This window comes from Natronocella acetinitrilica (assembly GCF_024170285.1).
Taxonomy (GTDB): domain Bacteria; phylum Pseudomonadota; class Gammaproteobacteria; order Nitrococcales; family Aquisalimonadaceae; genus Natronocella; species Natronocella acetinitrilica.
Map to the genome: position 1 here is coordinate 218,045 of NZ_JALJXV010000009.1, position 13,608 is coordinate 231,652.

Annotated in this window: 6 protein-coding genes; 2 read left to right on the top strand and 4 right to left on the bottom strand. The window is 65.9% G+C overall.

What is annotated here, in order from left to right; translation table 11 throughout:
• Window positions 1-27 precede the first annotated feature (27 nt).
• The 3 genes from recD to recC are packed head-to-tail and all read right to left on the bottom strand — an operon-like array spanning window position 28 to window position 8,797.
• Complete coding sequence (gene recD / locus J2T57_RS18190; protein WP_253482904.1) at window positions 28-1,851, bottom strand: exodeoxyribonuclease V subunit alpha; 1,824 nt, start codon at window positions 1,849-1,851, stop codon at window positions 28-30.
• On the bottom strand, window positions 1,848-5,492 hold the full coding sequence (recB, locus tag J2T57_RS18195; RefSeq protein WP_253482918.1) for an exodeoxyribonuclease V subunit beta: 3,645 nt from the start codon (window positions 5,490-5,492) through the stop codon (window positions 1,848-1,850). Before recB ends, recD begins: the two co-directional genes overlap by 4 nt.
• Window positions 5,489-8,797: an exodeoxyribonuclease V subunit gamma gene (gene recC / locus J2T57_RS18200; RefSeq protein WP_253482921.1), complete on the bottom strand. Its 3,309-nt coding sequence runs from the start codon at window positions 8,795-8,797 to the stop codon at window positions 5,489-5,491. The genes recB and recC overlap by 4 nt, the downstream gene beginning before the upstream one ends.
• A 141-nt stretch (window positions 8,798-8,938) precedes the next feature.
• Between recC and J2T57_RS18205 the strand changes: the two genes are divergently transcribed.
• Window positions 8,939-11,962, top strand: coding sequence for a sensor domain-containing protein (locus J2T57_RS18205; protein ID WP_253482926.1), 3,024 nt, complete (start codon window positions 8,939-8,941; stop codon window positions 11,960-11,962).
• 23 nt (window positions 11,963-11,985) lie between these two features.
• On the opposite strand, the gene J2T57_RS18210 is transcribed toward J2T57_RS18205, so the two are convergent.
• Complete coding sequence (locus tag J2T57_RS18210) at window positions 11,986-12,462, bottom strand: hypothetical protein (protein ID WP_253482928.1); 477 nt, start codon at window positions 12,460-12,462, stop codon at window positions 11,986-11,988.
• Between the two features lie 80 nt (window positions 12,463-12,542).
• Between J2T57_RS18210 and J2T57_RS18215 the strand changes: the two genes are divergently transcribed.
• Entirely contained in the window at window positions 12,543-13,556 is a 1,014-nt protein-coding gene (locus J2T57_RS18215) for an MBL fold metallo-hydrolase (protein ID WP_253482938.1), read from the top strand.
• Window positions 13,557-13,608: the final 52 nt, after the last annotated feature.

The following is a 13,608-nucleotide window of genomic DNA, read 5'->3' on the forward strand; positions in this document are numbered from 1 at the left end:
TGCCCACGGCGCGGACCATTGGAGGAACTACCTAGACGAGATCTGCAAACGCAGGGCCAGGCCGGAACCGCGCAGTGTCTGCCGACCCACCGCCTCGCGCACGGCGTCCTCGCCTGCTGTCAGGCAGAGGGATTGCCTCGCACGGGTAATGCCGGTGTACAGCAGTTCCCGGGTGGGAGACGTGCTGCCGCCCTCCGGTAGCAGCAGGGTGACGTGGTCGAACTCCGAGCCCTGGGACTTGTGCACCGTCATGGCGTACACCGTCTCATGGTGCGGAATCGCCGAGGGCAGTAGCCTGCGCAGGCCCTGCTCGGCCCGGAACCAGACGCGAAGGTTGCCCTCGGCGTCTCGCAGCATGATGCCGGTGTCACCGTTGAACAGCCCGGCCCGATAATCGTTGCGGGTTATGATCACGGGGCGGCCGTGGTAGTCGCGCTGGCCTGGTTCGAAGGCCCCGGAATGGTGCGCCAGCCTTGCGCTGATGCGCTGGTTGAGCTGGTCGCTGCCGCTTGGGCCCACTCGGGTGGCAGTGAGCAGGCGGCGCTGTTCGATCAGGGTCAGTGCTTGCGCCGGGTCCGTGACCTGCTGTAGCTGGAGATAGTGTTGTGCCTGCTCGTCGCACAGGGCATCCAGGGCCCGCTCCGAACTATCCGACGAATACGCCAGGTCCGGGTGGGTTGCCTGGAGCAGTCTGATGGTGCCGTCCACGTCGCCGGCATTCACCAGGCTGGCCAGGCGGCCGATACCGCTGTCCCGGGCGAAGCGATGGCTGGTCTGCAGGGTCACCACGTGGTCGCGCAGGGGCAGTGGCTCGGAAGGGGTGTCGGCGGGCAGTGTCGCCAGCAATTCACCGCCCGCCTGGCGCTGCGCCGGGGAGTAGACATTGACGCCGCCGGCATCACAGAGCTCGGCGAGGATCGAGCCGCTTTCCACGGATGCAAGCTGATAACGATCACCCAGCAGGACCAGGCGGCAATGGTCCGGGAGTGCCTCTGCCAGTTTCGCCATCATGGGCAGATCCACCATGGATGCCTCGTCGACGATGACCACATCCGCCGGTAGTGGATTGTCCGCATCATGCCGCGGCCGCACGCTGCCCTGCCTGAAGCCGAGCAGGCGATGCAGGGTGCTGGCCTGCTGTGGACAGGCCGCCTGTGACTCGGCGTCCAGGTTCATGGCCGTGAGACCATCGCGGATGCTTTCCATCATTCTTGCGGCAGCCTTGCCGGTAGGCGCAGCCAGACGAATCACCGGTGGTGCGTCGCCCCGCTGCAGGGCAGCCCGGATCAGTCGCCACATGAGGCGCACCACCGTATAGGTCTTGCCGGTGCCGGGCCCACCGGAGATGACGCACAGCTGATGGCGCTCCGCCGTAAAGGCGGCGACCGCCTGCCAGTGGGGTTCGCCATCGGCAACCCGGCTGTAATCGAAGTCAGCGCCGCCGGGCAGCAGCCCTGTCACATCCACAGGGGCCGGCGGCGTGGCAGCCAGGGTGTTGAGTCGCGCCGCAAGACGTGTCTCGTAGCGCCAGTAGCGCTCGATGTAGAGCCTGTCCTGATCAAGGATCAGCGGGCAGGCCGCCTCGGGCCCACCCACCAGCGGGCTGCCGGTGAGTGCTTCGATGAACGCATCGGCAGCCATGAACGGCCGTTCCCCGGGCAGGGCGGGGCCGGGCTCTGGTATCTGCAGGCAGGTGTGGCCATCCTCCAGGGCGCGGTTGGCGAGCACCATCGCCAGGGCCACTGCCGGTGTTCCGCCATGGCGCAGGCACCAGTCGGCAAGGGCCCGGTCCAGGGGCCGCAGGCGGCCCTCGTCCACGCCGACGGCGATACGTTCCAGCAGCCCGCTCACCGTGCTGCTCCTCCATCGAACAGGGCGTCAAGTTCCAGGATCAGTGCGTCGGATGGCCGGTCCACGAACACCCCCTCATCCGCGTTGATGCCGTTCATGCCCCGGACAAAAAGATACTGCGCGCCGCCCAGGTGCTGTTCCGGTGTGTAGCCGGGCAGCCCGCGCTGCAGGTAGCGATGCAGTGCGACCAGGTAGATCAGATACTGCAGATCGTAGTGCCCGGCCCGCACGGCGATACCGAGTTGGGGGGCGGCATAGTCCTGCCGACGGGCGCCCAGCAGATTGGTCTTGTAGTCGATGATCCAGTAACGCCCATCGGCCTCGACGGTCAGATCGATGAAGCCGTGCATCAGGCCGTTCAGCAACTGCTCCCGGCGTTCCGCTGCCAGGTTGATGGCGTAGCCATGGGCGGCAAGGCAATCGGTGACGGCGCGGGCGTTGGTGCCTCCGAGCCGCAGGAAGAATTCCATTTCACTGCGTCGGTGCGGCGGCTCCACCGCCTGCAAAGGGCCGATCCCGGGCAGGGCGGTGGTCAGCGTGGCGTCGAGCAGTCGCCGGATATTGTCCACCAGGCGCTTGCCATCGGCGCCATCGGGTACCACCAGGCCGTGCCGGCGGAGCCTTTCCACGATCCAGGGCTGCATCGCCGGTTCCGGCAGCGGCCAGGACTGGAAGTCCAGCTCTTCCAGCATGTCATGAACGGCGGTGCCGAAGGCCGGTCCAGCTGGCGACACCATGACTTCTGCCTCTACGCCCCAGGGGTCGGTTTCGCCGCTCTGGTGGCTCTCGTCCTCGGCGCCCTGATCCGGTTCCGGTCGGGCACTGGCGTGACTGACCAGCCCTGAAAAGCTGAACACGCGCCAGGGTTGCCGGGGGGCGGGGAAGTCGTCCCGTGCCCCTCGATCAAGTTCGGCCTGTGCCGGCTGCATGCTCTGCATTCCCGCAGGCTCGGGTGACAGGTGGTCCACCTGAATGGCGTGGGGTGCGCGTTGCTGTAATTCCTCCAGCCGCTGACCCAGGGTTTCCGCGCTGACCCAGCCGGGTGCCTTGCGCTTGCCGCCCCAGGCCCCGGCATCGGCGCCGTCCATGCCGTGCAGCAGCAGGGCGAGGGCGCTGTCCGGGGCGCCGCCAACAGGTGCCCAGGACAGATACAGTGCCTGCTCCGCCCGGGTCAGGGCCACGTAGAGCAGGCGCATGGCCTCGGCACGGTGTTCCTCGATGGCGCTTCGTTGTGCGGCGCTGTCGTCCTGCTCGCTCAGCGCCGCCATGGGTGTGCCCAGGTGGTCGTGGTAGAAGTAGGGGGCCACATCGGGCTTGCCGCTACTGCCCAGCAGGGCTGCGTAGGGGAGAAACACCACGGGATATTGCAGCCCCTTGGCCTTGTGGACGGTGCTGATCCGCACCAGATCCTCGTCGCTTTCCAGACGCAGCTGCCTGGCATCGGCGGACTCCGCGTCCGCCGGTGTGGTCATGGTTTCCTCCAGCCAACGGATCAGGCCGGCCATGCCGAAGCTCTCCGCCGCCGCACTTTCCAGGCTGTCGGCCAGGTGTAGCCAGTTGGTCATGCGTCGCTCACCGTCGGACCAGCCAAGCAGCCGGGCTGCGGCCCCCTGCAGCCAGGGTTGCAGCATGTCCAGCGGGCCGTTTCGATGCCAGCGCTCATGGGCCGACTGGAACTCCTCGATGACGGCACGCCAGGCGTCTTCGTCCTCACGCAGCGCAATGAGATCGGCCATGCTGTGGGCGAAGAGTTCGCAGGTCAGGGCGGCACGAACCAGTCCCTCGTCCAGCGGATTGGCCACGGCCTGCAGCAGTTGCAGGAGTTCGCCGGCCTGGCGGCTGTCGAAAACGCTGTCCTGATGCAGGCAGACCGCCGGAATGCCATGGACGGCCAGTGCCGCCTGGGCTTCCGTTGCTTCCCGGTTGCTGTTCACCAGGATGCCGATGTCGGCGGGGGCGATGGGTCGGCATTCGCCGTCGGCACAGCGCACCTCGCCGACCCCGGAGCCATGGAGCAGATCGGCAATGGTCTTGATACAGGCGTGGAGGAGCCTTGGCTTGGCTGCGTTGCCGGGCCACGGCTTGCCGTCCTCACGGTCGGGCAGGGTCCAGACGGTCATGGCAGGCAGTGGTTCGGTACCGATGCTGTACACGCGGTCGCCGGACGCTCGGCCCGGCTCCACCGTATGAAAGCGGATGCCGTCTATCACAAAAGCCTGCTCACCGCCTTGCCGGAACAGCGCCTCGATGGCGTCCAGCACGGCGGGGGTGGAGCGGAAGTTGCGGGGCAGGGTGAAGCAGTCGTCGGCGTCGTGGCCGGCCCGCAGATAGGCGTGCACATCGCCGCCGCGAAAGCGGTAGATGGCCTGCTTCGGATCGCCGATCATGATCAGACCGCCCGGGCGTTCCCGTTCCCGGGCGTAGATACAGCGCAGAATGTCGTACTGGCTCGGGTCCGTGTCCTGGAATTCGTCCACCAGCGCCCAGGGCCAGGTCCGGTGCAGGGCGTCGCTGAGTGCCGGCCCGATGCGGGGGTCATGCACCGCTTCATGCAGGGCCATGATCATGTCATTGAAGCTGAACTGCCGCCGCGCCCGCTTTCTTGCCAGCGTCTCGACTTCAACCCAGCGCAGGGCATCCACCAGGGCACTCCCCCGGGCCATCCGCTGGAGTGGAGCAAGAGCCTGGCACAGGGGCAGCAGGTGCGGGTCGAACCAGCTTTGGTCCGGCCGCTTGCGTACCTGTGCGGCAACGCTGTCGGCATCGCCCAGGTATTGCACCCACTCCGGCAGCAGGGGCGGTTTGTCGGGCTGGCTGAACAGCCCCTGCCTCAGAGCGTCCAGCATGTCGGCCACACTGTTGCCGGGCAGGTTGATTTCCTTCAGCAGGCCGCTGTCGCCAAGGAAGCTGCCCGCGTCCACTGCCTGCTCCAGTAGGGCTGCCAGCTTGCCGGCATCCGTTTCCCAGGCGTTGCGGGCTTGCTCCGCGAGTTGCGCGATGTGGTCGGCATCGGCGAGCCGGAGCTGGCTTGCCGGTTTGCGGAGCAGGGGGTCCAGCTCGGCATACAGGCTCGCCGGGCCGGGCCAGCAGGCGGTGAAGGCCATGACCGCATCCCGGGGCTGGTTCACGGTTCGCGCACGCCAGTAATCCCGCGCTGCCTCAAGCCACAGGGAATTGTCATCCACCTGCTTGCCTCGGTCGAACGGCAGCCCGCTGTCAAACGCGTTCTCCGCCACCGCGCGCTGCGAGAAGCCGTGAATGGTGGTGATGGTGGCTTCATCCATGGTCGCCGCTGCCTGCACCAGGCGTCGGGTGACCGACGCCCGGTCTTCCCCCCTTGCCACCGCGGCCTGAACCAGTTGCTCGGCGAACTGCGCGTCGTGGGCGTCGTCGTCCAGGCCATGGGCGGCGATGGCCGCCGCCCGGGCCAGTCGGGTGCGGATACGCTCGCGCAGTTCCTGGGTTGCCGCGCGGGTAAAAGTCATCACCAGGATGTCCCGCGGTGTCAGTTGCTCTTCAAGCAGCAGGCGCAGGTAGAGACCGGCCAGGCTGTATGTCTTGCCGGTGCCCGCGCTGGCCTCGATCAGGTGCAGACCGCGTAGCGGCATGGTTGCGGCGTCGAACGGTCGAGGTGCTGTCATTGACGCACCTCCAGCGGCTCCATCCGGGTCAGCAGGGGTTCGCAGAGGGCCGTGCACAGCGCGACGAAGCGTGCCTGCTCGCTGTCCTCCCGGAGGCCGTTACTGCGCTCCAGCAACGGCTGGAACCAGGCATCGTTGTAGAGGTGGTGGGGCACATATGCAGTCGGTGACAAGCGCACGGCCAGGCGCTTCAATTCCTTTTCGGGATCATGCTTCGCCGGAATCGGCCCAACCTGGCCGTAATAGTCGTCTGCCAGATCCGGATGAAAAGTCAGTGGCCGGGATTCGCCATCGCGGAACAGTTGTAGCAGCGTCCGCAGTTCCGTAGTGGCCTGGTCCGGCTCGATCGCGACTTGCCAACCCACTGGTTCGCCCTGATCCAAGGCGATGAGTTCCAGTCGGTTCGGGCCGCCGGCGGCGGCGCAGGCAAGCAGATCCACCCAGGACCGCAGGGCATGACGCATGCGCAAGGGCCCCGGCTGCAGGCGGCGCACCGCACCCGGCCAGACATCCGCAACCCGGCCGCGCAGGCGCAGGTCCTCTGCGAGTGTCAGGTCGACTTCGAAAGGCTCCGGTCCGGGGGTTTCCCGTTGCCAGGTGCGCCATGGCGACAACAGTTGGTTCACTGCCACCACTTCGCGCCTGAACAGGGGTTCATCCAGCGGCGGAGGCGGCAGTTCGCCAGCAAGGCGAAGATGCTCAGGCGGTGTCTCCGGCAGTGGTGCGTCGTCCGTGATGTCGGCCTTGTGCAGCAGGTGACGGCGGAGCATGGCTGCAGCAAGCCGGTCCAGGGTCAGCGGGTCCTCTTCTTCTAGTCGCTGGCGATCGTGCCCCAGGCGCAACTGCAGCCGTTGGCGAAAAAAATACTCTGCGGGGTGGCGCAGGAGTGCCTGCAGATCCCGTAGCTCGACAACACTGTCCCGGTCGTCCGTCAGCTGGCTTGTATCCAGCCAGCGCGTCGCTTGGGCGCGGGCCCGACCCTGGGCTTCCGTGGCGGCCTGCCATTCAGCGCCGAAAGTGAAGACGCGCTCCGGCGCGGCAGTGGAGAAGTAGCGCCGGCTGAACGGTTGCATGGGTTGCCGGGTGATCAGACGTTGCCGCGCCTCATTCGGATCGCAGTCACCGAAGTAACCGGTGACCAGAAAGTCCAGCAGTTCGCCGACGATGGGTGATGGTTCCAGCCGGTCGCCGCTCTGCATGTCCTGACCGGTATAGCTGATGTAGAGCGTCTCGCCGGCGGCGAGCAGGCACTGCAGGAACAGCAGCCGGTCATCGTCCCGCATGCTTCTGTCGCCGAGACGCCGGTAACGGCGCACGATATTGAATCCGCGATTGCGTTCCTGGCGGGGAAAGTCACCGTCATTCATGCCCAGCAGGCAGACCACCCGGAAGGGGACGGTGCGAAGCGGGATCATGCCGCAGAAGGTGATGCCGCCGGACAGAAACGGTTGCCGCTCGCTGGCGGCCTGCAGGTTTGTCAGCAGGAGCTCCCGCACGCTTTCCCATTCAAGTGGCGTCTCGCCGAGGCAGGCGCCGGCGGCCTCGAGAGCGCGAACGGCATCCTGCACCGATGCCAGGGCGGCTTCTTCCCGGGGGTCGTCAGGGTCCGGCTGGATGAGGGAGGCGACCAGGCGGTTGATCCGCTCGTGCCACGTCTCCGGCGCTGCCGGCGTGGCGAGCTGCTGCCGCCATTCCCGCAGCCGCTCCACGAGCAGCCAGAGCTTGCCCAGCGCTGCGGTGCCGCCGCCTTCGAGATCGCTCCAGGGCACCACCCGATCCACCGGAGTGTCGTCCACGGAGAGGCTCAGTCCGAGCAGCAGGCGGTCCAGCCCGAACTGCCAGGTGTTGCGACCGTCCTCCCCGGCACCCATGTGCCTGCGGGTGTCCGCGTCGAGTCCCCAGCGGACGCCGGCGCTTTCGACCCAGTCCCGCAGGCTGGCGAGATCCGCTTCGTCCAGTCCCAGGCGGCGCATCACCGCCGGAACCGCCACCAGGGTCATCAGGTCATTGGTCGTCCAGCGTGACTGGCCAAGATCCAGCAAGGCAGTAAAGGTGCGGGCGATGGGGTGGGACGCCAGCCGGGGCTGATCAGACAGCGTGTAGGGCAGCCGTTTGCGTGGATCACTGCCACCGAAGACGCTGCGAATGGCGGGGCTGTATTGTTGCAGATCCGGCAGCATCACGACGATATCCCGGGGCTGCAGGCCCGGATCCCGTGACAGCAGGTCCAGCAACTGGTCTTGCAGCACCTGCACCTCCCGCAGCGGCCCGTGGCAGGCATGAATCTGCAGGCTGCGGTCCTGCCCGGTGGGCAGGGGGCGTGGCGTTGGCGCCGCCAGATCGACGATGTCCCGCTGGATTGCGCCCAGCAGTGACGCGTTCTCCGGCCGGCGATAAGCCATGACGTCTCCGAGTTCGGGCTCCTGGATGCCCGATAGCTCCTCGGAGTAGAGCAGTCGAATGAAATCGCGTCCCGAGCGCCCCAGGGAGGCCAGCAGGGGGTTGCCTGACTCGATGGGCGCCTCCCCGGCGGGCAGCTCTGTCTCCACCGGAAAGTCTACGCTGAGTCTGTTCGCCTCCAGGTCGCCCCAGTACACGGGAGAGGGGTTTTGCAGCAGGAAGTGGACATCGATCCGGCCACCCAGGGCATAGAGCGCCCGCAGATAATCCGGCGGCAGATTGCCGAGCCCAAAGCAGAACAGACGCGAGGGCAGGTCCGCCACGTCGAGCCGTCCCGCCGCACACAGGCTGATGAAGGTTTCCATGATCCGCGCGCGGTGGTTCCCGCCCAGTCGCTTCACCAGTCGCCGCCAGACCTCCGCCTGCCAATCCGCCGGCGGCCGCCGCTCGCCCTGACTCTGCTCCCACTGCAGCAGCATGTCCCGTCGATACACCAGGTATTCGTCGAACACATCGGCAAGCTGCGTTGCCAGCTGGAAGCGATGCAGCGGCTTCTGGTCACCGGCGAGATAAGCCGAGATCTGGGGCAGGGATTCGGTCAATTCCGGCAGTAACTGGTAGAGGTGCCACTGCAGGTGTTCCCGGCTCCAGGCGGTGGAGTCCGGATTGCCGGGCAGCGCCTTTTGCAGCAATTGCCAGATGAAGCCCGCCGGCAGGGGGAACTCCATGTTGGCGGCAATGCGCTCACTACCGGCGATCTGCATCTGTAGCCAACGGGCAATGCCACGGTTCGGCACCAGCACCAGGTCGGGTTCCAGCAGCCCGGTGCCCGGCTGGATGCGGCGCAGTTCCGCGAGCAGTTCGGCAAGCTGCGTCAGGTCATTGTGGTGATACAGGTAGAACATTATTTCTGGCGACCGACTTGCTCTGTTTGGCACTATGCTATTCGATACCAGGGAAGAACGGCCGACAGAGCGGCCGCACAACACGAAGGGTGGCAGACCGGCATGCAATTGGCGAGGCGAATCCACTCATTGCCCCTCCGGGTGGCGGTGACTTACTGTGTATTCGCAAGTCTGTGGATTCTCTTCAGTGACTGGGCCTTGTATCTGGTTGGCCTTGACGCCTCGCTCTACGCATGGACCAGCATGGTCAAGGGCCTGGGGTTCGTACTGGTCTCGGGCGTGCTGCTCTACACCCTCGTACGCCGCAATACGGCCATCATTGGCAGGGCTCAGGACGACCTCACTGAGGCGGAATCGCGCCTCCGACGGCTCATGGAGGCACTGCCTCACGGGGTGCTGGAACTCGACGCCCACGGCCGCATTGGCTTCTGCAACACCGCCGGTGGCGACATTCTCGGCCGCCCAGCCGCAGAGTTACTCGGACACCCCTTATCTGCCATTACCGATGACGCCTCCTCGCAGGCCTTGCTTGGCCAGTTGCTCGAGGATTGGGAGCAGGGCGTCGGGCAGGGTGGCGAGATGGTACTGCAGGTTCGGCGCCACGATGGAGGGCATCGTGACGTTGAGCTGAGCTGGGAGAATGAGGCGAAGAGCGGGCGCGGCGTCCGGGCCTGCCTCGTTGTATTAACCGACATTACCGAGCGGTTGGCGGCCGAGCGCTCGCGGCTGCGCCTGGCGGCCGTACTCGAGACCACCAGTGACCTGGTTGCCATGGTCGATCCGGCTGGGCGCGTGCTCTATCTCAATCAGAGCGGTCGTCAGTTGCTCGGTCTCAGGGATGTGCCGGATCTCTCCGCCCTGGAACTCTCCCGATTCATTCCGCCGCGCTGCCGGGTCGTCTTGATGCGCGACGCGCTCACGCAGGCCCGGGAGATGGGTACATGGGCGGGCGACGGCGCCTTGCTGCATGTCGACGGTACCGAGATCCCTGTATCGCAGGTCGTGATTGCCCATACCGACGGTGAGGGTGAGCCACAGTTCTTCTCCACCGTCGCCAGGGATATGACCGAGAAGCGGCGTGCGGAAGCGGCGCTGCACACCTCCCGGGAGCAGTACCGCATGCTGGTGGAAAATACCCAGGAAGGGTTGGCGGTGGCCGAACGCGGCAATGTCCGCTTCGTCAATCCTCGTCTGGTCGCCATGCTGGGCTACCCCGAGGCCATCTACTACATGCGGCCCTGGGTCAGTTTCATCCATCCGGACGACCGTGAGCCCGTCATCGCCTGGTACCGCGGTCGTCGTCATGGTGCGCAGCAGCGCGATATCTGCGCCTTCCGATTGACGGCCGCAGACGGTGAGCTGGTCTGGGTGGAGGCCAAGGCCGTTGATGTGCAGTGGGAGGGCAAGCCGGCAACCCTGTCATTCCTGACGGATGTCAGCGGCCAGATGGAGGCGCAATCCCGGCTCAACTATCTGGCCGACTATGACGAGCTGACGGGGCTGATGAATCGCCGCCCGTTACTTGAGCGGCTCGGCAAGCTGCTGCAGGAGGAGGGCCAGCCGGCTGTTCCTCTGGCGGTGGTCTACGTGGACTTGAGCCGTTTTCAGATCTTCAACGACAGCCATGGTCACAGCATTGGTGATCAGCTGATCCGCATCGCGGCCAATCGGCTGGCGGCGGATGCCTCACGTAACGATCTGGTCGCCCGGGTGGCCGGCGACGAATTCGCCCTGGTCCTGCGTGACGCGCGGGATACCGACGCGCTGTCGCAACGCGTCCGGCAGATGCTCCATCGCCTGGCGGAGGCCGTGCAATTGGGTGGTCACGAGTTCTACCTCAATGCCCGCGCCGGCATCAGCCTGTATCCCTGGGATGGCGAGGATGCCGCCGTGTTGCTTCGTAACGCCGCCAGCGCGCTGGACCTGGCGCGTGCATCGGGGGTGGGCACCTTCCAGTTCTACGCAGCCGCGCTCAACCAGAAAGCGCTGGACCGCCTGACGCTGGAGACAGACCTGCGCCACGCGCTGGCCAAGGGTGAGTTTCACCTGGAGTGGCAACCCCAGGCGGATCTCGCGACGGGGCGGATTCTCGGGGGTGAAGCCCTGTTGCGCTGGCAACACGGCAGCCGTGGCCTGATCAGTCCGGCGGAATTCATTCCGGCGCTGGAGGATACCGGGCTCATCGTGCCGGTGGGCCATTGGGTGCTGGAGCAGGCCTGCCGCCAACAGCGACTGTGGCGGGAGGAGTTGGGGGTCAATCTGCGGGTGTCCATCAATCTCTCACCGAGGCAGGTGGTGCTTGAGGACCTACCGGCTATCGTTGCCGAGATACTCGCCGAGACCGGCGCGGCGCCGGATTGCGTCGAACTCGAGATCACGGAAAGCTCGCTGATTCGCGACCCCGAGGCGGTGGCGCTCAGATTGGGCGAGCTCAAGCGCACTGGCGTCAGCATCGCCGTGGACGACTTTGGCACCGGGTACTCCTCGCTGGCCTACTTCCGCCGTTTCCCGGTGGACTCCCTCAAGATCGACATGAGCTTCGTCGCGGAAGTCACCGGGGATGTCGACTCCGCGGAAATCACGCGCACCATCATCGCCATGGGTCAGAGTCTGCGTATTCGGGTCATTGCCGAAGGCGTCGAGACGGTTGGCCAGTTGCAGTTCCTGCGGCGCCACGGCTGTGACTGGATGCAGGGTTTTCTGCTGGCTCGCTCGTTGTTGCCGGCGGCGTTCAGCGAAGTGGTCCGCTCCGACCTGCACCTGCCCGGCCTTGCCTGGGATGAGCTCTCGCCCCGGGTCGCCTTTCTGTCTGACCGCGACGTGGACGCCACGCCCCTGGAGGAGGGGGCCTTGGGCCTCGGGCTGGAATGTCTCCGCTTTCGTGACGTCGGCGATGCCATGGAGAGCCTGTCCGCCGATCGGGTGGTGCTGTTCGTGATTGATGGCGCTTTCCGCGAAGTGCCCATTGCCAGGCTTGTGGGCACGATCGCGTCGCTCTACCCATGGGTGCGGGTTGTGGTGGCGCATGAGCAGCGTGGCCGGCGCGGTCGACAGGAGTACGGGGCCATGGTCGTCTCGTTACCGCTGCTGCCCTCGGAAGTCGACCAGACTTTGCGTCTCGCCGTCGGCCATGCCAGGCCGTTGGCCGCAAGGGCGAGGCCGTGATGGCCTGCGGTGACCGACGTTCTTCAGCGGCAGTACTGTTCGTTTAATTGCGCCAGGAAGTCGCGTGTCCCGCGATTGTCGATGGGCTCCCCCCGGTCGTCCCCGTGAAATGCCTTGCGCAGCTGCAGCGGCCACGCCTCCTCCGACTGCTTGAGTTTGTCCAGCGAGCCCCACCAGACCACGCCCATCCGAGGTGCCGTTGCGCAGTTACAGGCATCACGCAGGGCATCGGTGAGCCCGGTCACCGAGGCGGGCACCAGAGCGGCACGCAGTTTGTCCCGCAGCTCGAGCACATCGGTTGGCGGCAGCTCATGTCGCCAGGGCTCCATCCGCGCCAGAAACTGGGCCAGTTCGGTGGCCTCTGCGAAGCAGGCCATGCGAATCCGGGCAGCCTCCGGCCAGGGCGAAGCCGTGAAGAGAATCATCCGGTTTCGTAACGGGTTACGGTTGCGCAGCAGTTCATCCAGGTCTTCGGGGTCTTGGCCTTCCCAGTCATACATGGGGTCGGGTCCTCCACTTGTGTCATGGCCGGGAGCAGGCATAATGCGCCCCTTGTCTCGCGAAGATGCCGGTCATCGAGATGGATCTGCGCTACCCCTTCCCGGAACCCACCATAGGCTGCCCCCAGCGCGTTGCGGACGGCGTTGAGTTGTTGCGCATGCCGCTCCCCTTCGCATTGAACCACATCAACCTGTGGCTGCTCAGCGATACCGATGGCTGGGCGCTGGTGGATACCGGCATGGCGACCAACGCCTGCCGGAATGCCTGGGAGCCGATCCTGCAGTCGTACGGCGCAGAACGTCTCAAGACGATACTCGTAACCCACTTCCACCCGGACCATGTGGGCCTGGCGGGCTGGTTGCACCAGCGAAGTGGAGCACAGGTCTGCATGAGCGCGGAAGAGGCTGCCACTGCTCGACGCATCTACGCGGCGGCGGACGAAGAGCACGGACGCGTGATCGCAGACTTTCTCGGGCTGCATGGGCTGAGCCCGGAGCAGGGAGCAGAGGTTCGTCGCCGTGGCAACAAGTACCGGCCCGCCGTCTCCGAGCTTCCGGAAAAGGTGGCGACGCGGCGCGGCGGCGACACCATCAGGCTGGCCGGGCGTGATTGGCAGTTGATCAGTGTCTCCGGGCATTCGCCGGAGCATCTCTGTGCCTACGATCCGGAAGCGGGGGTTCTGATCGCCGGAGATCAGGTGCTGCCGCGCATCACCAGCAATGTCAGCGTTGGTCCGAACATGCCCGAGGCCGATCCGCTGCGCGAGTTTCTGGAGTCCCTGGGGCGGTTGCGGGACTTGCCGGCCGATACACTGGTACTGCCAAGCCATGGCTTGCCGTTCGTCGGGCTACGGGAACGGATTGATGCGATAATCGGTCATCATGCCGAGCGGCTGGCACTACTGCGCGAGACGTGCCGCCGGCCGTGTACAGCCGCGGAGTTGTTGCCGGCACTATTTCGTCGCCCGCTGGATAGCCACACCCTGTTCTTCGCCATGGGTGAGGCCATTGCCCACCTGCATTACCTCTGGCATGCGGGCGAGGCCGACAGGCAGCTGGGAGCCGATGGCGTGTATCGTTTCAGCATTTCCTGAGCCGCCTGTGCGGACAGGCAGGCACAAGATTCATCAGGGTGAAGACGACTTT

Excerpts from the sequence above, each read along its gene's own strand:
- recB (WP_253482918.1), bottom strand. The coding sequence starts at position 5,492 with ATGACAGCACCTCGACCGTTCGACGCCGCAACCATGCCGCTACGCGGT.
- J2T57_RS18215 (WP_253482938.1), top strand. The coding sequence starts at position 12,543 with ATGGATCTGCGCTACCCCTTCCCGGAACCCACCATAGGCTGCCCCCAG.
- recC (WP_253482921.1), bottom strand. The coding sequence starts at position 8,797 with ATGTTCTACCTGTATCACCACAATGACCTGACGCAGCTTGCCGAACTG.
- J2T57_RS18210 (WP_253482928.1), bottom strand. The coding sequence starts at position 12,462 with ATGTATGACTGGGAAGGCCAAGACCCCGAAGACCTGGATGAACTGCTG.